At 48.3% G+C, this 26,803-nt stretch carries 26 protein-coding genes and 1 tRNA gene; 15 read left to right on the top strand and 12 right to left on the bottom strand.

All coding sequences use genetic code 11. The annotated features are described in order from the left end of the window. Nucleotides 1–5: 5 nt before the first annotated feature. Entirely contained in the window at nt 6–1,244 is a 1,239-nt protein-coding gene (locus tag SB752_RS17535; RefSeq protein WP_410716893.1) for a branched-chain amino acid ABC transporter substrate-binding protein, read from the top strand. 287 nt (nt 1,245–1,531) lie between these two features. On the opposite strand, the gene SB752_RS17530 is transcribed toward SB752_RS17535, so the two are convergent. Beyond that, entirely contained in the window at nt 1,532–1,669 is a 138-nt protein-coding gene (locus tag SB752_RS17530; RefSeq protein ID WP_084766116.1) for a DUF4023 domain-containing protein, read from the bottom strand. A 50-nt stretch (nt 1,670–1,719) separates the two neighbouring features. After that, on the bottom strand, nt 1,720–3,576 hold the full coding sequence (locus SB752_RS17525; protein WP_410716892.1) for a PAS domain S-box protein: 1,857 nt from the start codon (nt 3,574–3,576) through the stop codon (nt 1,720–1,722). A 210-nt stretch (nt 3,577–3,786) separates the two neighbouring features. Between SB752_RS17525 and SB752_RS17520 the strand changes: the two genes are divergently transcribed. Beyond that, entirely contained in the window at nt 3,787–3,942 is a 156-nt protein-coding gene (locus SB752_RS17520) for a hypothetical protein (RefSeq protein WP_164684972.1), read from the top strand. Between the two features lie 122 nt (nt 3,943–4,064). Here the strand turns inward: SB752_RS17520 and SB752_RS17515 are convergent. Beyond that, nucleotides 4,065–4,139, bottom strand: a tRNA-Arg gene (locus tag SB752_RS17515). Nucleotides 4,140–4,392: 253 nt separating this feature from the next. On the opposite strand from SB752_RS17515, the gene rpoN reads away from it, so the two are divergent. From rpoN to eno, 9 genes are all read left to right on the top strand, one after another. Then, the gene (gene rpoN / locus SB752_RS17510; protein WP_410716891.1) at nt 4,393–5,766 is read left to right on the top strand and encodes an RNA polymerase factor sigma-54; all 1,374 of its coding nucleotides are present in this window, start codon (nt 4,393–4,395) and stop codon (nt 5,764–5,766) included. 12 nt (nt 5,767–5,778) lie between these two features. After that, nucleotides 5,779–6,048, top strand: coding sequence for a glutaredoxin family protein (locus SB752_RS17505; protein ID WP_410716915.1), 270 nt, complete (start codon nt 5,779–5,781; stop codon nt 6,046–6,048). A gap of 180 nt (nt 6,049–6,228) precedes the next feature. After that, nucleotides 6,229–7,254 (top strand): sugar-binding transcriptional regulator, encoded by a 1,026-nt coding sequence (locus SB752_RS17500; RefSeq protein WP_410716890.1) that lies wholly within the window; start codon nt 6,229–6,231, stop codon nt 7,252–7,254. A gap of 18 nt (nt 7,255–7,272) precedes the next feature. Then, on the top strand, nt 7,273–8,637 hold the full coding sequence (locus tag SB752_RS17495) for a Na+/H+ antiporter NhaC family protein (protein WP_410716889.1): 1,365 nt from the start codon (nt 7,273–7,275) through the stop codon (nt 8,635–8,637). 19 nt (nt 8,638–8,656) lie between these two features. Next, complete coding sequence (gene gap / locus SB752_RS17490; protein WP_103109621.1) at nt 8,657–9,661, top strand: type I glyceraldehyde-3-phosphate dehydrogenase; 1,005 nt, start codon at nt 8,657–8,659, stop codon at nt 9,659–9,661. A gap of 100 nt (nt 9,662–9,761) precedes the next feature. Further along, the gene (locus tag SB752_RS17485) at nt 9,762–10,946 is read left to right on the top strand and encodes a phosphoglycerate kinase (protein WP_410716888.1); all 1,185 of its coding nucleotides are present in this window, start codon (nt 9,762–9,764) and stop codon (nt 10,944–10,946) included. An 11-nt stretch (nt 10,947–10,957) separates the two neighbouring features. Beyond that, nucleotides 10,958–11,716: a triose-phosphate isomerase gene (tpiA, locus tag SB752_RS17480; RefSeq protein WP_410716887.1), complete on the top strand. Its 759-nt coding sequence runs from the start codon at nt 10,958–10,960 to the stop codon at nt 11,714–11,716. Between the two features lie 13 nt (nt 11,717–11,729). After that, the gene (gene gpmI / locus SB752_RS17475) at nt 11,730–13,271 is read left to right on the top strand and encodes a 2,3-bisphosphoglycerate-independent phosphoglycerate mutase (protein ID WP_410716886.1); all 1,542 of its coding nucleotides are present in this window, start codon (nt 11,730–11,732) and stop codon (nt 13,269–13,271) included. 81 nt (nt 13,272–13,352) lie between these two features. Further along, the gene (eno, locus tag SB752_RS17470) at nt 13,353–14,639 is read left to right on the top strand and encodes a phosphopyruvate hydratase (RefSeq protein WP_103109617.1); all 1,287 of its coding nucleotides are present in this window, start codon (nt 13,353–13,355) and stop codon (nt 14,637–14,639) included. Nucleotides 14,640–14,721: 82 nt separating this feature from the next. On the opposite strand, the gene SB752_RS17465 is transcribed toward eno, so the two are convergent. From SB752_RS17465 to SB752_RS17450, 4 genes are all read right to left on the bottom strand, one after another. After that, nucleotides 14,722–15,369: a hypothetical protein gene (locus SB752_RS17465; RefSeq protein ID WP_410716885.1), complete on the bottom strand. Its 648-nt coding sequence runs from the start codon at nt 15,367–15,369 to the stop codon at nt 14,722–14,724. Nucleotides 15,370–15,553: 184 nt separating this feature from the next. Then, nucleotides 15,554–16,381 (bottom strand): ABC transporter ATP-binding protein, encoded by an 828-nt coding sequence (locus tag SB752_RS17460; protein WP_410716884.1) that lies wholly within the window; start codon nt 16,379–16,381, stop codon nt 15,554–15,556. Nucleotides 16,382–16,401: 20 nt separating this feature from the next. Then, nucleotides 16,402–17,436 carry a FecCD family ABC transporter permease gene (locus SB752_RS17455; RefSeq protein WP_410716883.1) on the bottom strand — a complete coding sequence of 345 codons (1,035 nt, stop codon included), beginning with the start codon at nt 17,434–17,436 and terminating at the stop codon, nt 16,402–16,404. After that, the gene (locus SB752_RS17450; RefSeq protein WP_410716882.1) at nt 17,436–18,443 is read right to left on the bottom strand and encodes a FecCD family ABC transporter permease; all 1,008 of its coding nucleotides are present in this window, start codon (nt 18,441–18,443) and stop codon (nt 17,436–17,438) included. Before SB752_RS17450 ends, SB752_RS17455 begins: the two co-directional genes overlap by 1 nt. Before the next feature lie 206 nt (nt 18,444–18,649). Here SB752_RS17450 and SB752_RS17445 point away from each other — a divergent pair, with 206 nt between their 5' ends. Then, nucleotides 18,650–19,663: an ABC transporter substrate-binding protein gene (locus SB752_RS17445; protein ID WP_410716881.1), complete on the top strand. Its 1,014-nt coding sequence runs from the start codon at nt 18,650–18,652 to the stop codon at nt 19,661–19,663. 108 nt (nt 19,664–19,771) lie between these two features. Here the strand turns inward: SB752_RS17445 and SB752_RS17440 are convergent, their stop codons facing one another. From SB752_RS17440 to SB752_RS17420, 5 genes are all read right to left on the bottom strand, one after another. After that, nucleotides 19,772–21,019 (bottom strand): YjgB family protein, encoded by a 1,248-nt coding sequence (locus tag SB752_RS17440; protein ID WP_410716880.1) that lies wholly within the window; start codon nt 21,017–21,019, stop codon nt 19,772–19,774. Continuing rightward, on the bottom strand, nt 21,009–21,533 hold the full coding sequence (locus SB752_RS17435; protein ID WP_410716879.1) for an RNA polymerase sigma factor: 525 nt from the start codon (nt 21,531–21,533) through the stop codon (nt 21,009–21,011). The genes SB752_RS17440 and SB752_RS17435 overlap by 11 nt, the downstream gene beginning before the upstream one ends. Before the next feature lie 112 nt (nt 21,534–21,645). Then, nucleotides 21,646–22,392, bottom strand: a complete 747-nt coding sequence (locus SB752_RS17430; protein WP_410716878.1) for an ABC transporter permease — start codon at nt 22,390–22,392, stop codon at nt 21,646–21,648. After that, the gene (locus tag SB752_RS17425) at nt 22,389–23,150 is read right to left on the bottom strand and encodes an ABC transporter ATP-binding protein (RefSeq protein ID WP_410716877.1); all 762 of its coding nucleotides are present in this window, start codon (nt 23,148–23,150) and stop codon (nt 22,389–22,391) included. The genes SB752_RS17430 and SB752_RS17425 overlap by 4 nt, the downstream gene beginning before the upstream one ends. Before the next feature lie 73 nt (nt 23,151–23,223). Beyond that, on the bottom strand, nt 23,224–23,622 hold the full coding sequence (locus SB752_RS17420; RefSeq protein ID WP_312113441.1) for a YqzM family protein: 399 nt from the start codon (nt 23,620–23,622) through the stop codon (nt 23,224–23,226). Between the two features lie 291 nt (nt 23,623–23,913). On the opposite strand from SB752_RS17420, the gene secG reads away from it, so the two are divergent. From secG to rnr, 3 genes are read left to right on the top strand one after another with little or no spacing between them, the layout of a single operon-like run. Further along, nucleotides 23,914–24,156 (top strand): preprotein translocase subunit SecG, encoded by a 243-nt coding sequence (secG, locus tag SB752_RS17415; protein WP_103109606.1) that lies wholly within the window; start codon nt 23,914–23,916, stop codon nt 24,154–24,156. Nucleotides 24,157–24,163: 7 nt separating this feature from the next. After that, complete coding sequence (locus tag SB752_RS17410; protein ID WP_410716876.1) at nt 24,164–24,298, top strand: hypothetical protein; 135 nt, start codon at nt 24,164–24,166, stop codon at nt 24,296–24,298. Then, on the top strand, nt 24,299–26,803 hold the full coding sequence (rnr, locus tag SB752_RS17405) for a ribonuclease R (protein ID WP_410716875.1): 2,505 nt from the start codon (nt 24,299–24,301) through the stop codon (nt 26,801–26,803).

The following is a 26,803-nucleotide window of genomic DNA, read 5'->3' as shown; positions in this document are numbered from 1 at the left end:
TTGCTATGAAAAAACAGAAAACGCTGTCTATTCTAGCTGCTACGGTAGCATTGGGTTCGGTACTTGCAGGTTGTGGCGGTGGCCAGAGCACAGCTCCTGCGCAAAACAGTGGTGGTGGAAGTGCAACTCCGGCTCCATCGCAAAGCGGCGGCGGAAGCGGAGCAACCGAAAAATTGGTAATTGCGGTAGTCGGACCTATGTCCGGTCAATACTCCGATTATGGTAGTACGGCAAAAGCAGGTGCAGAATATGCCCTGAAAGAAAAGCAAGAAGCATTCAAACAGCTTGGGTTTGATGTGCAGCTCTTGGCTCAGGATGACCAGGCTGACCCGAAACAAGGGGTTGCTGTAGCACAAATGCTGATCTCCAACGCTGATGTAATAGGGGTAGTTGGTCATGCTACAACAGGGGCTTCCATCACGGCAGCTGCACAATATGATCAAGAGAAGCTGGTTATGGTGTCTCCATCAGCAACCGGTTCTGATCTGACAGAGCAAGGCAAAAAAATTGTTCACCGCATTTGTGCGCGTGACGACCAGCAAGGCTCCAAGGCAGCTGTTTACGCGAAAAACCAGTTAGGCATCAAATCTGCGTTCATCATGCATGACAAGGCAGCTTACGGCCAAGGTCTGGCTGATGAAGTGAAAAAGCAATTTGAAGCTGACGGTGTACAAATTCTCGGCTACGAGGGTGTAACAGCTGGGGAAAAAGACTATAGTGCCATCATCAACCAAATTCTCGCTACCAAGCCTGAGATGATTTACTTCGGTGGATACTATTCCGACGCGGGTATCATCGTGAAGCAAGCTCGTGAAAAAGGCTTCAAAGGCGTATTCATGGGTGGAGACGGCTATGACTCCGCTGACCTCGTGAAAATTGCCGGCGCTGAAAATGCCAACAACGTCGTATTTACATCGACTGTAGGTGACGTTGGAGCGACTGAGGAAGGTAAAAAATGGATCACGGACTTTGAATCCTCTACAGGAAATAAAGTTGGTATTTTCACTTCGTTTGGTTATGACTCCATGGGTGTAATGCTGAACGGTCTGGAAGAAGCGATTAAAGCAAATGGCGGCAAAAAGCCTTCCCGTGAGCAAGTTTTGGATGCTGTTCACAAAACGAAAGATTTCAAAGGGAAATTCGTGAACGTAACCTTTAACGAAAAAGGTGACAATGAGTTCGCATCGGTTTATGTGTACAAATATGAGAACGGTCAAAAAGTATACATCGGCGAGGCGAAGTAAGCGGGTATCCTAAAGGCCGTTTGGGACATACTACGTTTGGCATGAAGACCAGATCAAGAAGGAAGGGATTCGCATGTCAAACAACCGAAATACCAAAAACGGCGGCAACCAAGGTCACAGCAGCAAGACACAAGAGAGCCAAAAGCAAAAGTCGGAACGTGACCGTAATTTGAACAAGCAGGACCCACAATAGCAAAGCCAAGCCCTGGGGATGTAATTCTCCAGGGCTTTCCCTTTTTAGGAAAAAGCCCACCCGGTTGAGTAGGACTCGCGGGAGGGCTAGCTGCTTAACGGATACCGTGCTTCGTAGGCAAATTTTTCTCAGGATGTCCTAAGCCTTGATGCTGCTTGTTTTTGAGGTCCTTTGCCTGGGCTTCGTGGATCTTTGCGACGAACTCACTCGTGCTCATTTTAGTAAAATCCATCTGCTACCTCCATAAACGTTTTGTCTCTCGCTTTTTTAGGATGACCCATTTTACTCACGAGCAATCGGCAAGGTTATCTCGATGACGGTCCCTTCATCTTTGCGACTTGTAATATGGAGGCTCCCGTTATGATCTTTAATAATTTTGGAGCTAATCATAAGTCCAAGACCCGTTCCATGTTCTTTGGTCGTAAAAAAGGGCTCGCCCAGCCTTGGCAATATGTCTTCGGATATACCGCATCCGTTGTCGGCCAGTCTGACGATCACTTGATCCGGTTCAAGCGGGCGAGTCGAGACGTGAATCTCACCATGCCCAGTGATGGATTCAATGGAGTTTTTGATTATGTTAAGGAAGACTTGCTTGAGCTGATTTTCTTCCCCGGCAATAATAGGTGCTTCGGAAAAAGACGTATGGAAATGAATATTATTTAGATTAGCCTCTGATGCCAAAAGCGTTAGGACATTATTGAGTAAGTCCACCAAGGAAATGCGCCTGATATGCACGTTCTGTGGTTTTGCCAGAACGAGAAGCTCGCTCACGATAAAGTTAATCCGTTCCAGCTCGGAAAGCATAATATCGGCATACATCTTTTTATCCTTCAGGGACGGAGAAAGCAGTTGGACAAAGCCTTTCAAAGCGGTGAGCGGGTTTCGTATTTCATGGGCGATGCCAGCAGCCAACTCTCCAATCATAGAGAGTTTTTCTGTCTTTCGCAGCAAATCCTCATTATTGCGCCTTTCAGTAATATCACGGGATACGATAATGAATCCATCACATTCTCCGGATGGGGCAAAGATGGGGACTCCTTTTGATTCGAGAACAATCGTTGTTCCATTGACACAGTGGTAGCGGAACTCACAAGTCTGTGGTTCTTTGGTAGACAGCAGCTTTTTAAAATGCTCAACAACACGGGGGCGATCATCAGCATGAACATCGATGAGCGTTACAATGCCAGATTGTTTCCGGGTGCCATGTATGCGCTCGTGAGAAGGAGAGAGGTAGACGACATCGCCGTTGATATCGGTAATCATGATGAAATCATCGGTGTGTTCTGCGATGATTCGATGCTTTTCCTCACTTTTTAACAATGCTGCTTCCGAGTGCTTGCGTTCCATGACATTCCGTGAGACGAGCATAATATTTTGAACAGCTCCGGTGTCGTTTACGAACGGGATGCCACGTGTTTCAAATGAGATCCATTTGCCGTCTTTATCCTTGACCCGTGCTTCAAACTGAAGGGGCCTTTTTGTAGCAAGAATTTCTTGTTGCTTGGCGAGAAGTAGAGGCTTGTCATCTGGGTGCAGAACATCCAAACCGGTTTGCGGAGTGTACTCTTCAGGTAAATAGCCGAGTTGCTGCTCAATAGAAGGGGATACGTAGATGAGCTTCAACGAATCGTCGTATATGGAGACGATATCCTGAGTGTGGTCGATCAGAAGCCGATATTTGGCCTCTGTAGCTTTGAGTGCTTCTTCTGTTTTCTTGCGGTCGGTGATGTCACGAGTAATGCAGGAAGAACCTATAATGGTACCTGCTTCGTTCACGATCGGAGCGGCAGATAAGGTTACATGTATCAACTCACCGTCTTTTCGCTTACGAATGGTTTCATAATTCGTAATGTGAACCCCCATGCTCCTGACTGCCTCGAAAAGCTGCCTGGTCTCTAAAATGAGATCATCTGGAATAAAGCAGGATGGTTTTGAGTGGACCTCTTCAAGCGACCAGCCATAATAATTTTCGAATGCTTGATTGACCAGGATGATGTCGCCATCCATATCACTGATGGAGACGGTATCAGTCGTGTAATGGAAAAAAGCTTTCAAAATCTGATCTGTGATGAGACGATCCATGCCTTTTTTGGGTGATCGCTTTTTTTTCCATGAGAAAGGGGTTTTGGGTTTGTCCATCGTGTGTCCCCTGCCTTGGTAGTTTTGTGTAAACGAAGTAGTGTGACGCAATTCGTACTTATTCGCCAAAAGTAGACGATTTCCTATCAGGTTTCCTAAAATAGTAAATTACTGGTTAATGCTCAGGAGATTGGAAATGGAAACATGGATTAAAATGATTGGGAAATTACGCTATAATGGGGGGAACAAAGGGAGGCGGAGGTACAAATCATGACAACGGGCTTTTTTATCGCGGTGGTTATTATATTCGTCTTTGTTATCGGGATCACGATCATTGTGACCAACAAGGCATATTCCCGAAAACCAGACGTTATTGATCCGATAAAACCATTACCTGAAAAAGACAAAAAAGAGCCGGATCAATAGGGCTTGTCATACAAAAGCCAAATTAGCCTGCGGGGACAAAAACTCTTCGCAGGCTTGTTCGTAGCGGAAAAAAGGCACAAAAAAAGAACTGGGATCATCCAGTTCTTTTGGTTTTACTCAGATGGTACGCCTGAAGGGAATCGAACCCCCGCACATGGTTCCGGAGACCATTGCTCTATCCACTGAGCTACAGGCGTATGATGAGATACTTATTTATTATATGACAGGATAGAAGTAGATGCAAATGAAAAAACGCATATAGAGTCGATTTTTTATGCTGTCTCTAAACAAATGCATGCGCATCACATAAGAGGGGCAAGTAAGGCACCTTTTTTCTGACTCATTCAATAATTGGCAGGAAAATTGCAAGCAAGAACGAATATAATGAGAATATAGAAAAGAAGAGCGAATTCAACCAGAGGTATTAAGGGAGAAGAGGGGGCGAGCTTCATGAACATGGGACTTGGATTATATCAAGAACAGACGCTGAAGTTAGTGATGACGCCGGAGTTACGTCAAGCGATTACCATATTGCAGTATTCCGCTGTAGATCTGATCTCTTACTTGCAGGAGCAGGCGAATGAAAACCCTGTTTTTGATCTGGAAGCTGCTGGTGAAGTGGCATCGACAAAAGCAGAGAAGCCAGCACCAGAAATTGACTGGAAAGAAATCGTCGGGAATCGTGCTTCGGGTGAATATTCTGTGGCAAAAAATGAAAGCACTTACAATCCTCTGGATTATGTTCAGCAAGGGGCAGATTCGTTGTATGAACATCTGGAACGCCAGCTAGGGTATGTCAAAGGCTTTTCACCATTACAAAAGCAAATCGCCCTCTTTATCATCGGAAATTTGGATGAAAAGGGATATCTGGAAATCACGCTGGAGGAAGCGAGTGCTTCATTGGGAGCAGACATGCTTGAGATCGAGGATGTGCTCTCCGTTTTGCAGCATTTTGACCCGGTTGGAGTGGCTGCACGCAGCTTGGAAGAATGTCTGCTTTTGCAATTGGAGCATCTTGCCCTCGATGATGAAAAGATAACGCAGGTCGTTCGATACCATTTGCAGGACCTCGCAGATAATCGTTACCAGCGTATTGCGGATAAGGTGGGATGCACCCCGCAGGACGTGCAAACGATGGCGGATTTGGTTCGTACGCTCAATCCACGACCAGGTGCGGCATTTTCCCAGTCCGAGACACGCTATGTAATCCCTGATGTAACGGTTGAAAAAGTAGGAAACGAATATGTCGTTCTCGTCAACGATATAGCGACTCCTCGACTGAAAATTAACCATTTTTACGAAAAAATGCTAAGCCAGCAAAAAAGCCAGGAAGAAGCCAAGCAGTTTATCCACGAAAAGCTGAATGCAGCTATGTGGTTAGCGAAAAGCTTGGAGCAACGGCGAATGACCCTGATGCGTGTAACGCAGGCGATCGTAGAAAAGCAGCAAGACTTTTTCGATCGCGGTGTCCATTATCTGAAGCCGATGACGCAAAAGGAAATCGCCGAGCAGGTCGGCTTGCATGAATCGACGATTAGTCGCGCTACGAGCAATAAATATGTACAGACGCCACGGGGAATTTTTGAGCTGAAATACTTCTTCACCTCGGCACTCTCTACATCAAGCGGGGCTTCGACATCTTCGGAGAGCGTCAAGCGGAGAATCAAAGCGCTTATTGAGCAGGAGGATCGGAAATCTCCCTTGTCCGATCAAAAGCTGGGAGAAATGCTGCTTGGAGAAGGAATTGAGATTTCCCGACGCACGGTTGCAAAATATCGGGAAGAGATGATGATTCCTTCTTCCGCAAAAAGAAAGAGGTTTTAACTGTACATGGGCATGAGTGACAATAGGCTCGAAATCGTATTGTACGGACGGAAAAACTGCCACCTATGTGATCAGGTGGAGATTGTGATACAGGCTTTGGCAGAAGAGTTTCCTCTCCGACTGCAGCTGGTGGATATCGAAAGCGATCCACAATTGCACGAGGAAATGATGCTGGTCATCCCGGTAGTTGAGATCGACGGTGAGATCGTCTTTCGTTCGATCACGCACATCGTGACGATGGAGGAGCTAAGAGAAGAATTTGCGCAGCGTTTGGCTGACTAATGGGATCCCCCGAGCAAGTTTGGGCTTGGGGGATCTTGCATGTTCCACATAGTTATGATACATTCGAGTTGTAAGGTTTGTTCCTTTTTTTTGCATAAATCGGGACAAAAAACGTATGTACAGGGACAAAAAAAGTCCCTGTCGAAAAGTTAACATTTATTCAACTAAGGAAGTTTTCTCATGCGACATTTACTGGAGCTACAACAAAAGCTAGTGCCAGACCTGATCCCGCTCTTACGGGATAGATACATGCTGCTGCGCTCCATTTATCATTTGCAGCCAATCGGCCGCAGGGCGCTCGCTCAGACAATGAACACGACCGAGCGAATTTTGCGAGCTGAGGTGGATTTGCTCAAAGACACAGGGCTGCTTCACGTGAATGCCGCGGGCATGACTCTCAGTGAAGAAGGACAGCAGGTATTGGACGAAATGGAGCCATTGGTAGGCGAGCTGTTCGGGTTGACTGACCTCGCAGAACAACTGCAACGAAAGCTCGGCATTGCTGAAGTCATTGTCGTACAGGGAGATGCAGACGAATCACCGTGGGTCAAGGAAGAGCTGGGCCGAGTCGGTGCTAGAGTGCTGAAGCAGGTTGTACAGGAGGGAGATATCGTCGCAGTGACAGGAGGCTCCTCCATCGCCTGCGTAGCAAGTCACCTGACACCATCAGCCGCTTTTAGGACAGTCCAGTTTGTACCCGCAAGAGGAGGACTGGGCGAGAGAGTGGAGCTTCAGGCCAACACATTGGCATCTGCGATGGCAGCCCGAACAGGAGCGTCTTACAGACTGCTTCACGTGCCAGATCGGTTACATCCGGAAGCCTTGCAGACTATGTTGAAGGAGCCGCAGGTACAGGATGTTCTATCGCTCCTCGGTCATTCAAGAATCGTTCTGCACGGCATTGGCGATGCTATTACGATGGCCAAAAGAAGAAATTACTCCGAGAAAGAGCTAGACGAACTAGTAAAAAGCGGGGCAATTTCAGAAGCATTTGGCTATTACTTTAATGAAGCAGGCGAAACTGTCCAGCGTATGCCTACAATCGGGCTTCAGCTGGAAGAGGTTCACAAGGCAGAGGCCGTGCTCTCTATTGCTGGGGGCAGAAGTAAGGCAAAAGCGATTCTTTCCTTTGCTAAGCAATCGTGTCAAAATGTACTCATTACAGACGAAGGGGCTGCAAAGTCTCTATTGTCAACACGATTGTAACGGAAGGAAGTCGGTTTTATGTCTATGGCAGCGCTGCTACCCATCTTGTCGCTAATCACCGGGATTGTGATGAGCCTGGTGATAGGCTTTCCGCTCTATTTGGGAATTGTTTTTGCAATCCTGGTCACACTGGTTAGTGTGAAAAGAGTAGGTTTTTTCTGGAGAGAACAATTCGCATTTGGTTGGGAAGGTGTCAAGCAGGCAAAGCCTGTGCTGCTGATTCTGTTTTTTGTGGGACTTTTGATTCCGCTATTAATGATGGCAGGAACGATTCCGGCAATTATCTACTATGGATTGTCGATTGTAAATGTCAGTTATCTGCTTGTGCTTTCCTTCATCTTAACAGCAGTTGTCAGCTATTTGCTCGGGACGTCGATCGGAACCTTGAGTACCATCGGGCTTTCCTTGATGGGGATTGCTCACGCCGCAGGTATATCACCTGCAATGGTAGCAGGGGCGTTGATTTCTGGTGCGATGGTAGGAGAACGTTTTTCCCCCATCTCCAGCAGTCGATTGCTCGTACTGGCCAATATAGGGATGACAGAGGAGCAGGACATTCGAACGAGACGTCCAGCCTTGATTGCCGTAGGGATATGTGCGGTTTTGTTCCTACTATTTGATCTGCTGCGCGGTCAATCGGGATCAAGTGATACGATTCCGATGTATCAGGACCTTTTGAGTAATTATTTTTCCATCAGCTGGTGGATCATGCTTCCGCTGATTACGTTACTCGCATCCTTTGCACTACGAGTAAAAGCTGTTACAGCTCTTTTATACGGCATCATCGTCAGTGCTGTCTTGGTCCTTTTGGGTGGACAGATTGATATCATAACATTTGCCAAATCCATGCTGAATGGCTACGCGCTTCATTCAGGAACTCCGCTGGATGAGCTTTTACATGGAGGCGGGTTTGCTTCCATGTTCAACGTACTGCTCTTGATCATCCTCGCCGGGTTTTTAAATGGAATTTTGAACAAAGCTAATCTATTGACGCCGATTGTGGACAAAATGATGGGGGATACGAAAAATCCAACCATGCTAGTCATAAAGTCAGCTGTCCTGTCGCTTCTGGTTGTGATCATCAGCTGTAACCAAACGATACCGATTCTGGTTCTCGGTTCTACGCTTCTAGGACGTTTTTCTCAAAGAGAAGGCGGACGCGAGCTGTTGGGCAAAACGATGATGGACTCGACATTGGTAATGCCGGTGCTCATTCCGTGGAACGGATTGGCCATGATGATGGCAGTGACATTGGGCGTATCCACAATCGATTCGTTGCCGTTCTTGTTCTTTTCGATACTGTTGCCGATTGTCACGATTCTCTCCACCCGGTGGAAATCTCCAGAGGGTGGGGTGATCGCTACTAATAAAAATGTAAGCTAACGAGCAGGAGGGTTTTACTATGGTAAAGGTAGGGATTAATGGTTTTGGGCGTATTGGTCGTAACGTATTTCGTGCAGCACTTTCCAATCCAAACGTAGAAATCGTAGCGGTAAATGATCTGACAGACGCGCATACATTGGCGCACCTTTTAAAATATGATTCTGTTCACGGAGTTCTCGATCTGCCGGTAGAAGCGGGAGAGAACACGCTGATTGTTGGCGGTAAAGAAATCCGCGTTCTCGCTGAGCGTGATCCTGCCCAGCTCAAATGGGCGGAGTACGGTGTAGAAATCGTCGTAGAATCTACTGGACGTTTCACCAAGCGCGAGGATGCTGCGAAGCACCTGGAAGGCGGAGCGAAGAAAGTCATCATCTCTGCACCAGCTACAAACGAGGATATTACGATTGTACTTGGCGTAAACGAAGACAAGTATGATCCAGCCGAGCATACCGTCATTTCCAATGCATCATGCACAACGAACTGCCTGGCTCCATATGCAAAAGTTTTGAACGAAAAATTCGGCATCGTGCGCGGGTTGATGACGACTGTTCACTCCTACACAAACGATCAGCAAATCCTGGATTTGCCGCATAAGGACCTGCGCCGTGCACGTGCAGCCGCGGAAAATATTATTCCAACCTCTACTGGTGCCGCAAAAGCGGTAGCGCTGGTACTGCCTGAGCTGAAAGGCAAGCTGAACGGATTCGCGATGCGCGTCCCTACCCCGAACGTATCGGTGGTTGATTTGGTTGTTGAATTAAAAACAGATGCGACTGTGGAAGAAATCAACAACGCATTGAAAGAAGCAGCAGAAGGTCCGCTCAAAGGAATTCTCGGCTATTCGGAAGAGCCGTTGGTATCCTCCGACTATAACGGTAACCCAGCGTCCTCGACGATTGATGCATTGTCTACGATGGTACTCGAGGGCAACATGGCGAAGGTCGTTTCTTGGTACGATAATGAGTGGGGTTATTCAAATCGTGTGGTAGACTTGTGTCATTATGTTGCACAGCGCGGCTTGTAACACGTAAAATAGAACTGTTGTGGATAAAAAGGGAGAGCAATCTCCCTTTTCCCATATGTTTTTTTCGGAATACTAAGCCTAATGATTTGGAGGATCGTTCATGAACAAGAAATCTATCCGCGATGTTGAGCTGGCAGGCAAGCGCGTTTTCTGCCGTGTCGACTTTAACGTGCCGATGCAGGACGGGGTAATCACCGATGATACGCGCATTCGTGCTGCTGTTCCAACCATCCGTTTTCTGATGGAAGCAGGAGCCAAGGTTATCCTGGCGAGCCACTTTGGTCGACCTAAAGGACAAGTGGTGGAAGAGATGCGGCTGACACCTGTCGCTAGCCATCTATCGACGCTTTTGGATAAACAGGTGCGCAAGCTAGATGATTCCAAGGGAGCAGAAGTGGAAGCGGTAGTAGAACGGATGGAAAACGGTGACGTGATTTTGCTGGAAAACGTACGCTTCCATGCCGGAGAAGAAAAGAACGATCCAGAACTGGCAAAAAGCTTTGCGGCCTTGGCTGATCTGTTTGTAAACGATGCTTTCGGTGCTGCCCATCGCGCACATGCGTCTACAGCGGGAATTGCCCAGTACATACCCGCGGTGGCAGGACTGTTGATGGAAAAGGAAATCCGTTTTATGGGTGGAGCTCTCACTCGTCCAGAGCGTCCGTTTACGGCGATTGTCGGCGGAGCAAAGGTAAAAGATAAAATTGCAGTGATTGAAAATCTGCTGACCAAGGTCGATCATTTGATCATTGGCGGCGGAATGGCAAATACGTTCCTCAAGGCACAAGGCTTCGGTATTGGTGCCTCTTTGTGTGAGGATGACAAGCTCGATCTCGCCCGTTCCTTGATGGAGCAGGCAAAAGAGCGCGGTGTTCAACTGCTGATGCCAGTCGATGTTGTCGTAGCAGACCGATTTGCAGCTGATGCCGAAAAGAAAACAGTTGCGATCGACGCGATTCCAGATGGCTGGATGGCACTCGATATTGGTCCAAAATCGGTAGAAGAATTCCAGCGTGTCATCGTCGCTTCCAAAACGGTTGTATGGAATGGACCGATGGGTGTTTTCGAAATGGACGCATTTGCCCAAGGAACGATTGGCGTAGCCAAGGCGATGGCAGAATGTGCGGGCACAACCATTATCGGTGGCGGAGACTCCGTAGCAGCAGTAGAAAAAGCTGGTGTCGCTGAGCAAATGACGCATATTTCCACTGGCGGCGGGGCTTCACTGGAGTTTATGGAAGGCAAAGAGCTGCCGGGCTTGGCAGTATTGACAGATAGCGAATAGGGGGAGAAATCGTGAGAACGCCAATTATCGCGGGGAATTGGAAGATGTTCAAGACGATTGCGGAGGCAAAGGAGTTTGCGCAAAATGCCAAGGCAGGCAATACAGCTACCGGAGTACAAAAAGTCATTTGTGCGCCGTTTACTGCTCTGCCTGCACTGAGTGCTGAGCTGGCTGGTACGGATATCGCGCTGGGAGCACAAAACGTTCACTTTGAGGAGCAAGGTGCGTTTACAGGTGAAATCAGCGCGTCGATGCTAAAAGAAATCGGTGTTGCGTATGTTATTATCGGACATTCCGAGCGTCGCCAGTATTTCAATGAAACGGATGAAACCGTCAATAAAAAAGTTGTAGCTGCGCTAAAAGCGGACTTGGTGCCAATCGTATGCGTAGGTGAGAGCCTGGAGCAAAGAGAAGCAGGAGAGACGTCGGATGTCGTTCGCACCCAGACAGAGGCTGCTTTTGCTGGCCTTGAGCCTGCACAGGTGGCTGGTTCGATCGTTGCCTATGAACCGATTTGGGCGATTGGTACCGGAAAATCTTCTACAGCCGAAGATGCAAACGAGACGATTGCTATTATCCGCAGCGTGATTGCTGAGAAATTCGGTCAGGATACAGCGCAGCAGGTACGTATTCAGTACGGCGGCAGTGTGAAGCCGGAAAATATCACAAGCTACATGGCGCAGCCAGATATCGACGGAGCTCTGGTTGGTGGCGCCAGCCTGGTCGCGGACAGTTATTTGCAGCTTGTGAACGGAGCATCGCAGCGATAGGAGGAGAAAAGAGATGGCACAAAGACCAAAACCGGTTGCGCTGCTCATTTTGGACGGCTTTGCCTTGCGTAGTGAAACGTACGGAAATGCTGTCGCACAGGCGAGCAAGCCGAATTTTGATCGGTACTGGAACCAATATCCGCATGCCACACTGGAGGCGAGCGGGCTTGCTGTTGGTTTGCCAGAAGGACAGATGGGCAACTCAGAGGTTGGGCATCTCAATATCGGAGCAGGGCGCGTTGTCTATCAGGATTTTACGCGTATCACCAAGTCGATCAAAGAAGGAGCGTTTTTTGAAAACGAAACCTTGATCGAAGCGTTCCAGCATGCCAAGAAAAATGGCAAGCAGCTGCATCTGTTCGGGCTTTTGTCCGATGGAGGGGTACACAGTCATATTGACCATCTGTTTGCAATGCTGGAGCTGGCGAAGCAGCAGGGTTTTGCGAATGTCTTTATCCATGGCTTCCTGGACGGCCGTGACGTATCTCCTGACAGCGCGGTGGGTTATGTAGAGCAGTTGCAAGCAAAGATCGCAGAACTCGGCGTAGGGCGTATTGCCACTGTGCAGGGACGCTATTATGCGATGGACCGTGACAAACGCTGGGAGCGCGTAGAAAAGGCGTACCGTGCGATGGTATACGGGGATGCTCCGCGCTACCAAGATCCGATTCAAGCGATCAAAGAATCGTATGAGAAATCGGTCATGGATGAATTCGTCATGCCGACGGTGATCGTCGATGAGGCAGGAGAGCCGGTTTCCACCATTCAAAGCGGTGACTCGATCATTTTCTATAATTTCCGTCCGGATCGCGCTATTCAAATCTCGCAGGCGTTTACGAACGAAGACTTCCGCGGCTTTGACCGTGGTGAGGAGCGTCCGAGTGATCTGCATTTCGTCTGCCTGACTCATTTTTCCGAGACCGTGGACGGTTATGTGGCATACAAGCCTTCCAACCTCGATAATACGTTGGGAGAGGTTTTGTCCCAGCAAGGCTTGAAGCAGCTTCGCATTGCTGAGACAGAAAAGTATCCGCATGTGACGTTCTTCTTTAGCGGAGGGCGTGAGCAGGAGTTTCCGGGCGAAACCCGCATCCTGATTCCTTCTCCAAAAGTAGCGACCTATGATTTGCAGCCGGAAATGAGTGCTCCCGAGCTAACAGATGCGGTTGTCAAAGAAATCGAAGCAGAAAATTTCGATGCGATCATCCTCAATTTTGCCAACTGCGACATGGTCGGCCATTCCGGAATGATGGAGCCTACGATCAAAGCGGTAGAAACGGTAGATGCATGCCTGGGACGCGTAGTCGAAGCGATTCTCGCCAAAGGCGGCGTAGCCGTTATTACGGCAGACCATGGCAATGCTGATCTCATGCTGGATCAGGCAGGACGTCCAATTACATCGCACAGCACGTATCCGGTTCCGGTAATCGTGACCAAAGCAGGTGCTATGCTTCGTGAAGGCGGAGTTTTGGCGGATCTTTCGCCGACATTGCTTGATCTGTTGGACGCAGAGCAACCGGTTGAAATGACAGGTAAATCGTTACTTGCAAAATAGTCCTCTCTGGCACACACTAAGGACAAATAATAAAAAATACGTGTGGGGTTACCTACATAGATTAAAAGGGGATGGAAGAGAATGGCAATGATTACTGACGTTTACGCACGTGAAATTATGGACTCCCGCGGTAATCCGACTGTGGAAGTTGAAGTGTACCTGGAAGATGGCTCTATGGGTCGCGCAGATGTTCCATCCGGTGCATCTACAGGAGCGTATGAAGCTGTTGAATTGCGTGATGGCGACAAATCCCGTTACCTTGGAAAAGGTGTACTCAAAGCGGTAGAAAACGTAAATGAAATCATCGCGCCTGAGCTCATTGGCATGGATGCGCTGGATCAAGTAGGCATCGACATGGCGATGATTCAGCTCGATGGTACAGATAACAAAGGCAAGCTCGGTGCAAACGCGATTCTGGGCGTTTCCATGGCGGTAGCTCGCGCAGCTGCAGATTCCTTGGGCGTACCACTGTACAACTACCTCGGTGGCTTCAACGCGAGAACATTGCCTGTACCGATGATGAACATTTTGAATGGCGGAAAACACGCAGACAATACAGTAGACATTCAGGAATTCATGGTCATGCCAGTAGGTGCTGAATCCTTCAAGGAAGCGCTGCGTACAGGTGCTGAGATCTTTCACTCCCTGAAAAAAGTGTTGGGCGACAAAGGCCTGAGCACGGCTGTAGGTGACGAAGGCGGATTCGCACCAAACCTGAAGTCCAACGAAGAAGCAATCACGACAATCCTGGATGCGATCAAGGCTGCAGGCTATGAGCCAGGCAAAGACGTATTCCTCGCGCTGGACGTAGCTGCAACTGAAATGTTCAAAGACGGTAAATACCATTTCGAGGGCGAAGGCGTAGTAAAAACAACCGAAGAAATGATCGCTTTCTACGAAGATCTGGTAAGCAAATATCCAATCATCTCGATCGAAGACGGCTTGTCTGAGGACGATTGGGACGGCTGGAAAGCGCTGACTGACAAGCTGGGCAGCAAAGTTCAACTCGTTGGCGATGATTTGTTCGTAACCAACACAGAGCGTCTGGCACGCGGTATCGAAAGCTCCACAGGTAACTCCATTCTGGTAAAAGTAAACCAAATTGGTACCCTGACCGAGACTTTTGAAGCAATTGAAATGGCGAAGCTGGCTGGTTATACAGCTGTTATTTCCCACCGCTCCGGCGAGACAGAAGACTCCACAATCTCGGATATCGCAGTTGCAACGAATGCAGGCCAAATCAAGACAGGTGCTCCATCCCGTACAGACCGCGTAGCAAAGTACAACCAATTGCTGCGTATTGAGGATGAGCTGAGTGATACGGCTCGTTTTGGCGGACGCGCTGCTTTTTACAACCTGAAAAAATAAGCGAAGATCTTTTTCGCTTAGCAAATAAGTGGGCGGTGCCTATGTACGCGTGATGTACGTAGAGCACCGCCTTTTTGCTGCGTCACGTTTGGACTTGCAGCCTCGGACAGGCTGGTGGTGGCGAAAACGGTGTGCAATGCAGGGGAAGCAGTCGCGGGGGAGCGGTGAGGAAGTTAGGGCGCGGCTTACATGCTTGTGCCATGATTTCAAGTACAGACTTTGCTTCGACAAGGAGCTCCTGACAGACAAATACGTGCAGCATGATTTTATCGTCAAACAGATAACCTGTCTGCGCTGTGCATTCAAAGGCTGCAATTCGGCAAACGATATTTTCCTGATCTAGTGGTTCTGGTACGCAAAGAACGAGCTCATCCTCTAGCTCAAGGGGGTGCATAAAGTCGAAGAGCAAATCACAATCGGCAAAAAAGAGAAGGCTCAGTGGCGTCAGGAACGATAGCTGGACAATTCCCATCGGTACTGGATTTCCTTTGTGAAAAATCGTAGTGCGACGTATGGGGCTATTTACTTGGCAAGCTACAGCGGCTGGTGAACAAGGCTCATTTTGCTTGATGCATTGAACAGAAATTCGTTTTCCTGCGTTTATAGCTTCATGGACAAGAGAGCGGTACTTCGGCGGTACAGTGACAGGAGTGCGAGCATAGCTGGTCGTAAGCACCCAATCGTACAGCTTGGGCACGCGGATATACGCTTCGCGAAGCTGGCTATTCAAGAGGGAGTCACGTCCTTTCGAAAAGAAAATTACCTGCCTCTTTATCCTATGAGCGAAGGGGTAGATGGGCATCTGTCTATTGCACTTTTCTAAATTGAGAAAACGTAGCGATGCTGAGACTTTAGGCGGCGATGCACGAAAAAAGGACTGCAGCCGAATTTCGGGCCAGTCCTTTGATGCTCATTTATGACATAACCGCTGTCTTTTGCTCCACAGGCTGGGCAGCGATACGGCTTTTGCTGTAAGGAATGCACATCGGTGTACCGTACAGCGGATCCTTTGTAATTTGACAATCCATATGGAAAACGGTGCGTACCAGATCAGTGGTCAGTACCTCGTCTGGAGTGCCTTCTGCAACAACGCTTTGATCATGAACGGCTACAATGTGATGAGCGTATCGACAAGCCAGATTTAGGTCATGAAGGACCATGACGATCGTGCGTTGCTCCGTTTCATTCAGCTCAAACAACAAATCCAGAATCTCAATCTGATGCGACATATCGAGGTACGTAGTCGGTTCATCCAAGAGGATCGTTTCTGTACCTTGGGCGAGTGTCATCGCAATCCATGCGCGCTGGCGCTGTCCACCAGAGAGGGAATCAACAGGGCGGTTTGCAAGCGGCAAGAGCTGAGTGGCTTCAAGAGCTTTCGTCACCATGTTCTCGTCTTCCTCGGACCATTGCTGGAGCCAGTTTTGGTACGGATAACGGCCTTGCTTGGCTAGCTGCAGGACAGTGAGTCCTTCTGGTGCCGCAGGGCCTTGGGGCAGGATCGCAAGCCGTTTCGCCACTTCCTTTGTGGACTGCTTGGCAATCGATTGGCCGTCGAGCAGGATGGAACCGTCCTTTGGTTTGAGCAATCGAGCGAGAGAACGGAGCAAGGTCGACTTGCCGCTGCCATTACTTCCAATGAAGACGGTAATTTTTCCACGAGGGATGTGCAAATCCAAAGACTCGATGATATTGCGCTCTCCATAGGACAACGTTAATTGACGTATTTCCAGAGCTGACATGGTGGGCAGGTCTCCTTTCACTACCGATTTCGATTTTTATACAGCAGGAAGATAAAAAACGGAGCGCCGACAGCCGATGTGAAGACGCCAACCGGGACCTCAATTGGAGAAAATGCCATGCGCGCGACGAGATCGGCAAGCAAGACGATCAAGGCACCGATAAAGGCTGAGACGGGCAATGCACCACCAAAGGATGGACCGATCAATTGTTTTGCAATGTGCGGCGCCAGCAAAGCTACAAAGCTGATATCGCCACCTACGGATACGGCTGTTCCCGTCAACGCTGCACAAATCATGAGCAGTAAAAAGCGATCCCACTGCAGGAAGCTGCCGAGACTGGTTGCGACGTCATCACCGAGCTGTTGGATGTTCACTCGTCTGGTGAGAACAGCAGCAGCCAGGATCAAAATGAGGACCCAAGGCATAATCATCCACACATCATTCCATTCCACCCCGTAGATGCTTCCGGAAAGCCAGAGCAATGCTTTGTTTTGCAAAAGGAACGGGCTGAAAATAATCAGCATCGTGACGACGGCACCCGCGGCAATTTTAATTCCGACCCCGATCATTACAAGTCTCAGCGGAGTAACGCCTTTTTTCCAGGCTAGTGTATATAAAAGAATGGTGGTCAAGGTTGCGCCGAGAAAAGCGACTGGAGGCAACCACTTGATGCTAACTGTCTCGAACAGGAGCAAAAAGGAAACTGCGGCAACAGAAGCGCCTCCTGCAACCCCGAGAATGTCGGGAGAAGCCAGCGGATTGCGGACAATGCCTTGCATGATCGCACCCGCTACAGCCAGTGCAGCTCCCACTAAAATTGCGATAATGATGCGCGGCATACGAAACTGCTGGACAATCAGAGCGTTATCCTCAGCTCCGATCCCGAGCACTACCTTGAGTACATCGAGCGGAGCAATTTTCATTTCTCCCATCCCAAGGCTGATAATTGCTACGAGCAGAGTCAAAAGAAGGCCGATCGCTGAAAACAACAGCGTTTTCTTATGTAGCTGAAAAGATGCAAAGCGACCAAGCCGAACATTTACAAATTCCTTCATTATTTATCCAGCCCCTTTCGCGCGACATAGATGAAGAATGGAATGCCGATCAGGGCGGTCATGACGCCAATAGGTACTTCAGAAGGCATCGCAATATAACGTGCGCCGATATCTGCAATCAGCAGCAAAATTGATCCAAGCAGTCCGCTGTACAGCATCACCCAGCGTGTATCGATTCCCACTAAAAAGCGTGCGAGATGTGGTGTGACCAAACCGACAAAGCCGATTGGTCCTGCGACAGCTACAGCACAACCAGATAACAGTACAATGACGATTCCCGTAGCCAGCTTTACCAATAATGTTCGTTGCCCCAAGCCTTTGGCTACATCGTCACCCATAAGCAAGGTTTGAATCGGACGTGCCAGGACAAAAGCAGCAAGCCACGCGACAATCATATATGGAAACACAGAGGTTAAATATTCGAGCTTTCTGCCTCCAACTGAGCCAGCGAGCCAAAAAAGAACCTCGTCCGCTGCTTTTTCGTTTAATACCATCATCCCGTGTCTGATTGAGGCGGCAAGGGCGGTAATGGCAGCTCCGGCGAGAACGAGCTTGACCGGAGTCAACCCGTCACGGCCAAGTGAGCCGAGCAGGTAGACGACGAATCCGGCGACGGCTGCGCCCAGAAAGGAGATCCAGGTAAACTGTGTCAAATTGCTAATGCCTACGAAGGTGACGGCAAACACGACAAAGAGAGAAGCACCTGCGTTCAGTCCAAACAGCTCGACGTCAGCGACAGGGTTTCTCGTCAACGATTGTAGCAGTGTGCCAGCAAGTCCGAGGCAAAAGCCAACGGTAAGTGCGTTTAATACGCGGGGCACCCGCACTTCCTTAATAACAATGTGCTCATTGCTACCGTTAAAATTCGTATAAGCATCAATGGCGGTTTGCCAACTGGTATCTATGACACCAAGAATAAGACTGGCATAGCTGAGATAAACCAGGAGCAGAATGGCAATGATAACTCCCAGAATTTTACGAAGGTTGCTTGACAACAAAGCGCTCATGGGGCTACATCCTTATCCTTCTTTTTGCTTTGAGTGGACTTACGTTATTTCATTAATAAGTTTAGAGGTATGAGCGAGATGTGTCAATGATCTTGAGAGTCATTATCATTTAATTGTTGACTTCTGACAGGCTTGAATGTAGGATAATCTTTGTCATTGATTTAGATTCTCACTATCAGAAAGATATTGAAAGGGGTCCTTTCACCATGTTTTCTCGTACATACCGGACCGCAGGCGGTAAAGCGTTTTTTGCTGTCTTGATGGCGCTGTTGCTGATTGTCACTGGTTGTGGCGGCAATCAACAAGCTAGCGAACAAAAGCCCGCAGAACAAAAGCCTGCCGACCAAGCTACTGGCAATACAGGTGGTTCTGATCAATCCTACACAGTTAAACACGCAATGGGCGAAACTACCATTAAAGGTACACCACAGCGCATTGTTATGCTGACCAACCAAGGTACAGAAACATTGATGGCTTTGGGTGTGAAGCCAGTAGGTGCTGTAGGTTCTGCCAATGATCCAACACAATTTTACGATTTCACAAAATCGTTTTTGGAAGGTACCAAGTCTGTCGGTACGGAAGGTCAACCAAACCTCGAAGCAATCGCTGCTTTGAAGCCAGACCTGATTCTAGGTATGAAATTCCGTCATGAAAAAATCTACCAACAGCTGACTGCAATCGCTCCGACTGTTTTCGTAGAAGAGCCGCGCGGTGACTGGAAAGCGAACTTCCAGCTGTACGCTGAAGCGATTAATAAAAAAGCTGAAGGCGACAAGGTCATTGCTGACTGGAACAAACGTATTGAAGACTTCAAAGCAAAAGCTGGCGACAAGCTGAAAACGCAAGTATCTGTCGTACGCTTCATGCCTGGTAAAGTACGCATCTACTATAAAAACACATTTACTGGCGCGATCTTCCAAGAGCTTGGACTGGCACGCCCAGCTGCTCAGGATAAAGATGATTTCGCAGCAGAAGTAACCAAAGAGCGCATTCCAGAGATGGACGGCGATATCATGTTCTACTTTACGTATGAAACAGGAAAAGGGGAAGCGTCCAAGCTGGAACAAGAATGGACAAATGATTCCCTCTGGAAAAACCTGAACGTCGTGAAAAACAACAAAGCGTTCAAAGTGGACGACACGATCTGGAACACATCTGGTGGCGTAGTCGCAGCAAACAAAGTATTGGATGAGCTGGAAGGCTACATCATCGGAAAATAACAAAATTGCAAAAGAAGACGGAGCCGTAAAGCCCGTCTTCTTTTTATTTTGTCCCAGGTCAGACAAAAGCCCGAGTCAATGTGCTCGGGCTTGTTTGCTTTCCTGTTTTTAGCCAGCCATATTGTTGATCGTGCCGCGCGGGTAGTAAATATTGACGTGGTCGATGTAGAGCGTGCTTTGCTTTTTATCCGTCACACCTGTGAAGATGATCTTCAGCTCGTATTTGTCATTTACTTTATAGGTGTAGATCGTTTCGCCGTTCAGTGTCGTTTTGCTTTGTGGCTCACCGAGTGCTTGGTTCACTTCTGCGAGTGAGATGGCTTGCAGTCTTGGATCGTAGGAGCGAATATCGACGACCTGCATGCCTTTGTTAAAGGCGAAGACGAGACCGAGATCACGATAAGTGTTGTATGTGATGCCTTTGATGGTGGAGATGTTGTTCGGCTTGCCAAGTACCTTCTCGATTTCATCGAAAACATCTTTTTCTACGCGGTAGGAGCTGCCGAATGTTTGCCCGTTTTTGGCGAGCTCACGAAGGTCTTTCAACATATCTGCATTGCTGCCATAGAGCATTAGATTTTTATTGCCTTCCGGGTAGTAGAGGTTATAACGAACGAGAAGCAGTTCGCCATTGCTTGTACTCTTGGTACCTTGAAAGATCATTTTCACTTGATATTTGGGGGTTACATCATAGGTGTAGATCGTTTTGTTACCGTATTCACTTACTCGGTTCGGTTGGCCCCATTTTTTTACAACTTCAGACAACGTAATTTTTTGCAGCTGTGGATCAGATGAACGAATGTCTACGATTTGCATCCCTTTGTTATAGCCAAACGCGACTTGCTTACCATTATAAGTGGCGTAGGAGAGGCCGTTTGCATTATCTTTTATGTCAGGATTACCCCAATCCTTTTCGATCTGATCAAAAACAGTCGTTTCCACTGGATAAGGAACGCCTATGACCAAGCCTTTTTCCGCTTGCTTTCGGATGCTCGCGAGGAGCTCCTCCGATTGAGATACGACTGGTGATGGATTGGTTGTGCCCCCATGATTTGCCCCAGTTCCGAGGGATGCCGAGGTTCCTGGAACTGTCGTTTGAGGCGGCGTGTCTGGCGGCATCGCGCTCGGCTGATTATTGCCTACGAGCGTAGCGCCCATCCAAAAGGCTGCAACGAGAACGGAGCAAATCGCTACGCCTTTTCCGAAAGTGGAGAAACGGGTGCTGGCATGTACCCTCTTGCGGCTATCTTCTTGGCGAATGGCATTTACAATCCCTTGTTTTTTGTCTGGCTTCATTTTCATATCGGGTAGTCCTTTCATTTCGTCTAAAAGCTGTTCGTCTGTATTAAATGGCATTCTCAATCATCTCCTTTCTATCTTGCTCCAGCTTTTCCCTGACGGCTTTCATAGCACGATGGAGAGTTACATTTACCTTGTTTTCTGACCAATTCATAATTTCTGCGGTTTCTTTTGAGGAAAGGCCTTTGATTCCGCGTAATATCAAGACTTCCCTGTAAGCTGGCTTGACGTGCTGGATCGCTTGGTATAGGGCTTGCTGCTCCTCCTGCAAATTGAGGATTTCTTCAGGTGTCCGTTCCTCCGATTTCAGGTGGGTGAGCCATTTGTCAGGCAGCCAATTCCGAAATCGTTGTTTCCGCGCATAATCAATCGCAGTATGACGGGCAATCGTTAACAGCCAAGTTTTCGGCTGGGATCTACCTTCGAACGAATCCAATGAGCGTAGCGCTTTGAGAAAGACATCCTGTACGAGATCATCTACATCTTTGTTTCCGGTGTAGTAGACGAGAAACTTGTAAATGTCGTCGCTATAGCGCAGAAACCATTGTTCAATCATTTCGTTTTTGTCCATAGCTGAACCACCTTTGCTCTTTCTACTTGTAATTTGACGACTCACATATCGTTTCATTACAAAAATGCAAAAAAAAACTGTCGGAGAACGATCGACAGTTTTTGGAAAAGGACTATAGGCGAAGCATGGAGTCTTTGGTAAACCAGAGCCGGTAGCTAAGCAGACTGATTAGAACGGCAGAGATTGCCGCAGAAGAAGAAAAGCTGAGCATGATCAGAATTTGGTAACGGACAGCCTCGATAGGGCTTGCACCTGCGACAATCATGCCTGTCATCATGCCGGGAAGCTGTACGAGCCCGATCGTTTTCATGGTATCAAAGGTAGGGATCATGCTAGCCTTTACAGCGCGCTTCAAAACGCCCTGAACGGCTTGGCGGGTAGTTGCCCCAAGACTGAGGAGTGTTTCGATCTCGCCTTTTGCAGTTTCTACTTCACGATTCATATGCGTCAGAAACAGGCTGGAGACGATCATCGAGCTACCGATAATCATACCGCTCATTGGAATGAGGTACTGTGGGGTAGGGGTAGCGAGTCCAAGCGTCACCATAAGCCCCATAGTGATTAACTCCGTAATGAATAGACAGAGCGCAATCCGCCAAAAGATTCCCGGCAGGTTTTTGCCCCTGCTGGCGGCATTCCAGGAAGCTACCGAAATCATCATCATAATCAGAACTATAATGAAAAGAGCGTTGTCTGAATGAAAGACGAATTGCAATACATAGCCAATTGCGAGCAGCTGAACGGTGGAACGGATGGTGCCAATTGCTATTTCTTTTTCCAATCCGAGCTTTTGCCAGACAGAGAGCAAGAGGGCGATCAAGACAAAGGCGAAAGCGAACCACATCGATGTATACGTCATCTGTGCTCCTCCTCAGTGGCAGCAACCGTCGAAATCTGATTGTGCAAAAAGTTTTTCGCCTCTGCTGTTTGCGGTGCATGAAAAAAGGATTCGCTAGGAGCGTCCTCGAGAAGCTGGTGATTCGCCATAAACCAGATGCGTTTGCAGGCGATACGCGCTTCTTCGAGATCGTGCGTAATCCAGATCAAGGTCGTGCCCGTTTGTGCATGCAAATCGAGAAGAAGGCGCTGTGCAGCTTGTTTGCTCAAAGCGTCGAGTGAAGCCGTTACTTCATCTAATAATAAAACGGGGGGCTGGAGCAAAAGGGTACGGACAAGGGCAAGTCGTTGTTTTTCGCCGCCTGACAGCTGCTGAGCTGACTTTCCCCAATCCAGGTTTTCCAGATAAAGCTGTTCGAGTAGGTCACGCGTCTGTTTTTGGTCAAACGGACGCTGGTGTAGTGTACTTACGGTACGCAGATTATCTTCAACACTGCCTGGGAGCATGACAGCTTGCTGAGCGACATAGCTCATATTCATACGCCACTCTGCTGCTTCCCATTGCGTGATATCCTTTTGGTTTAGACGAACTGTACCGCTGTCCGGTGGGATGAGACGGCCCAGGATTCGGAGGAGGGTGCTTTTGCCTTGCCCGGATTTACCTAGAATCCCGATGGTAGTAGGTTCGGTGATTTTGGCGTCGAGATGTTGAAATAACCATTGGCCCGAGTGAGAATGAAATTGTTTGCCGAGTGCTTCAATCTCGATTGTCGTTTTCATGAAATCCCCCCTTAACGAAAGAAAACACCGAAGAGGACGAGTCTTCGGTGTTTCACTATAGCTATCTATGTACTTATTTGTGTTCAGACAGCCATTGTGCAACCGCTTGAATTTCTGGTTGCTTCTTCAGCATTCCTGGTGGCATGCCGCCTTTACCTTCTTTAATAATTTTCGCGATATCCTCTGCGCTGTGTGTTGCCCCAACCTTTGTCAGGTTTGGACCTGCGATTCCTTCCAGGTTTTGACCGTGACAGGATGAGCAGTTTTGTTTAAAAATAGCAGCAGCGTCAATGTTTGCAGTAGGTGCTCCACCTTCGCCCTGTGCTTCACCGCCGTGTTGTGGTGGAAAAATAATCGATCCTACGAGTGCAATGAGAAAAACTAGAAACAAGATACCAAACGAAGTGAAAAAGGCCTTCGCGGAATCAATTACGTCGTTTTGATTCATGTCTTTTTTGTTGGACCCAGCCATCTGACAAAGACCTCCCAAAGCAGATAATAATAAAGGTTCAACTGCAATTTTACGGCAAAATCTTGACAGTTGCAAGGAGACTGCCAAACCGACAAAGAAAGTACACAATTTTCCTTTTTATACATTCCTAACTTTCCTATATTCTACCTAATCTGTGCAAATATTATTTAACAGATATTCTCTTATATTATGGAAGGGATAGCAGGTTGCTGTCGTCCATCAAGTGTGATAAAGTGTTTGTATTGGTTTTTACCGTGTATGCCTTGGAAATACGTTTTGAGGTGAATGAAGATGGCATTGGCTGCTAAAATTTTACTTGTGATTGCAAGTATTGGCTTAATTATCGTCGTATTGCTACAATCTGGAAAAAGTGCCGGCCTTTCGGGTGCGATTGGTGGCGGTGCTGAGCAACTGATGGGCAAACAAAAAGCCCGCGGGATCGATGCACTTTTAGGAAAACTGACCGTAGGATTCGCAATTGGATTCATGCTGTTTGCGATTTTGCTCGGTTATTTCTTGAAAACTGGAGCGTAATAGACGTATGGCCGAAAGACAGCGAGTGCGACTTGCTGTCTTTTTCTCTATTCCGATTGCGACGGGTGCGAGCGGTGAATACTACATAGTAAAGGATAAAAGAAATAGCGCGGCAACGCCACGCGACAAAGGAGGTTTGTGAATGAAGGATCAAGATATTCTGGCATTTATGAGAGAGCAAGCATACCACCCGATGACGGTGAAAGAATTGGAAGAAGCATTTGGGCTTGCAGATTCGGGGGCATTTAAAGAATTGGTGAAGACGCTCAATACACTGGAAGCAAGCGGAGAGGTTATTCGTACGAGAGCCGACCGCTATGGAGTTCCAGAAAAAATGAATTTGGTGAAAGGACGGCTGCAAAGTCATCCGAAAGGCTTCGGCTTCATCATACAAGAAACGCCGGGCATGGAAGACGTTTATGTTCATGCCAATGATATGAACGGGGCTATTCACGGTGATACGGTATATGTACGGGTAGAAAAGGAAGCAGGCGGAAATCGCCTGGAGGGACGCATTATTCGTGTTGTGGAACGCGGTATCAAGCAAGTGGTCGGTACATTTCAGGACGAAAAGCATTATGCGTTTGTCATTCCGGATGAAAAGCGAATCGGCAAAGACATTTTTATCCCCAAGGAAGCTTACAACGGGGCGGTAGATGGTCACAAGGTAGTTGTCAACATCGTTCGTTATCCAGAAGGCCGGGTGAATCCTGAGGGAGAGGTCGTCGAAATTCTGGGGCACAAAAACGATCCGGGAGTCGACATTTTATCGATTATCCGCAAGTTTAATTTGCCAGAAGCGTTTCCAGAGGACGTGTTGGCTGAGGCAGATGCGGCGCCTGATGAGATTTCCGAGGATGAAATTCGCGGTCGTCGCGATTTGCGCGATCGTATGATGGTTACGATTGATGGAGCAGATGCCAAGGACCTGGATGATGCCGTTTCTTTGGAAAAGCTGCCTAACGGGAATGTGCGTCTCGGCGTGCATATTGCAGACGTCAGCTACTACGTGCGCGAGAAATCCCAGCTGGATAATGAAGCGTATCGTCGTGGCACGAGCGTTTACTTGGTGGACCGCGTGATCCCGATGCTGCCACATCGTTTGTCCAACGGGATTTGCAGTCTCAATCCGCAGGTAGACCGCCTGACGATCTCCTGCGATATCGAGATGGACCAAAACGCAAACCCTGTGAAATACGATATTTTCCTCAGTGTGATTCGGACAAATGAACGGATGACGTATGCAGATGTACGCAGCATTTTGGTTGATAAGGACGAGGCATTGATCGAAAAATACAGCGAGCTGGTCCCGATGTTCCAGGAGATGGAACAACTGGCGCTGAAGCTCCGAGCAAAACGGATGCAGCGCGGGGCGATAGACTTCGATTTCCGCGAAGCGAAAATTTTCGTGGACGAAGAGGGAACTCCAACAGATATCGGTTTCCGTACACGCTCCATCGCTGAGCAAATGATCGAGGAGTTCATGCTGGCCGCAAACGAAACGGTAGCCGAGCATTTCCACTGGATGAAGCAGCCATTTATGTACCGCATTCACGAAGATCCGAACAGTGAAAAGCTCATGGCGTTTATGGAGTTCATTACGAACTTCGGGTACTCGATTCGTGGAAAAGGCAATTCGGTTCACCCACGTGCCTTGCAGCAATTGCTGGAAGAGGTAAAAGGGACGCCAGAAGAGATCATTATTAGCACGGTCATGCTGCGTTCGATGAAGCAAGCGCGTTATGACGCGGAAAGTCTCGGTCACTACGGCTTGTCTACGGAGTTTTACACGCACTTTACCTCTCCGATCCGCCGTTATCCGGACCTCATCGTTCACCGTCGTATTCGCGACTGGATCGAGCAGGGCGAGCAGTTGTCGGAAAAGCGTCTGAGCTATTGGGCAGAGCAAATGCCTGTCATTGCCGAGCATGCTTCCCAGCGTGAAAGGCTCGCTGTAGATGCAGAGCGTGAAACCGATGATCTGAAAAAAGCAGAGTTCATGAAGGAGAGAGTCGGAGAGGAATTCGAAGGCGTTATCTCCAGTGTGACTTCGTTCGGGATTTTCGTCGAGCTGCCAAACACGATTGAGGGCTTGGTACACGTCAGCTTTTTGACAGACGACTACTACCATTATCACGAGAAGATGTTTGCACTCGTCGGTGAGCGGACGGGCAAGCAGTATCGGATCGGGGATGTCGTGCAGGTACGCGTCGCGAATGTCAACGTAGATGAACGGACCATCGACTTCGAAATTGTCGGCATGACCAAAGCAGCAGGCTTCCGCGGTAGCCGTGAGCGTACACCTCGTGTCATCGATGGTCGCAGCGGAGATCGCAAGCCTACGCGTGGCAAGCAGGATCGTTCTCGTACTGGTCGTCCAGAGCGTCCAGATCGTCAAAAAGACAAGAAGCATCCGGCAGAAATCCGGCAAAAATATAAGGATCGTCGAAAGAGTGAAGGCAACAAGCCACCTCGTCGGGCAGGTACCAAGGCTGCTCCTGGCAGTGAAGCCGTTGTACCGCTTGGGAATGGGGAAGCAGCTGAAACACCAACGCAACGTGAAAAAGGGTTCTGGGAAGATCTCGTAAAGTCCAAGAAAAAGAACCGCAAGAATGTTGCCAGCCAGGTGAAGCGGAAGCGTCGTTAA

The organism is Brevibacillus sp. SIMBA_040, assembly GCF_046535075.1.
Classification (GTDB): domain Bacteria; phylum Bacillota; class Bacilli; order Brevibacillales; family Brevibacillaceae; genus Brevibacillus.
The sequence above is the reverse complement of the archived record's forward strand: the minus strand, read 5'-3'. Positions and strand labels throughout refer to the sequence as shown.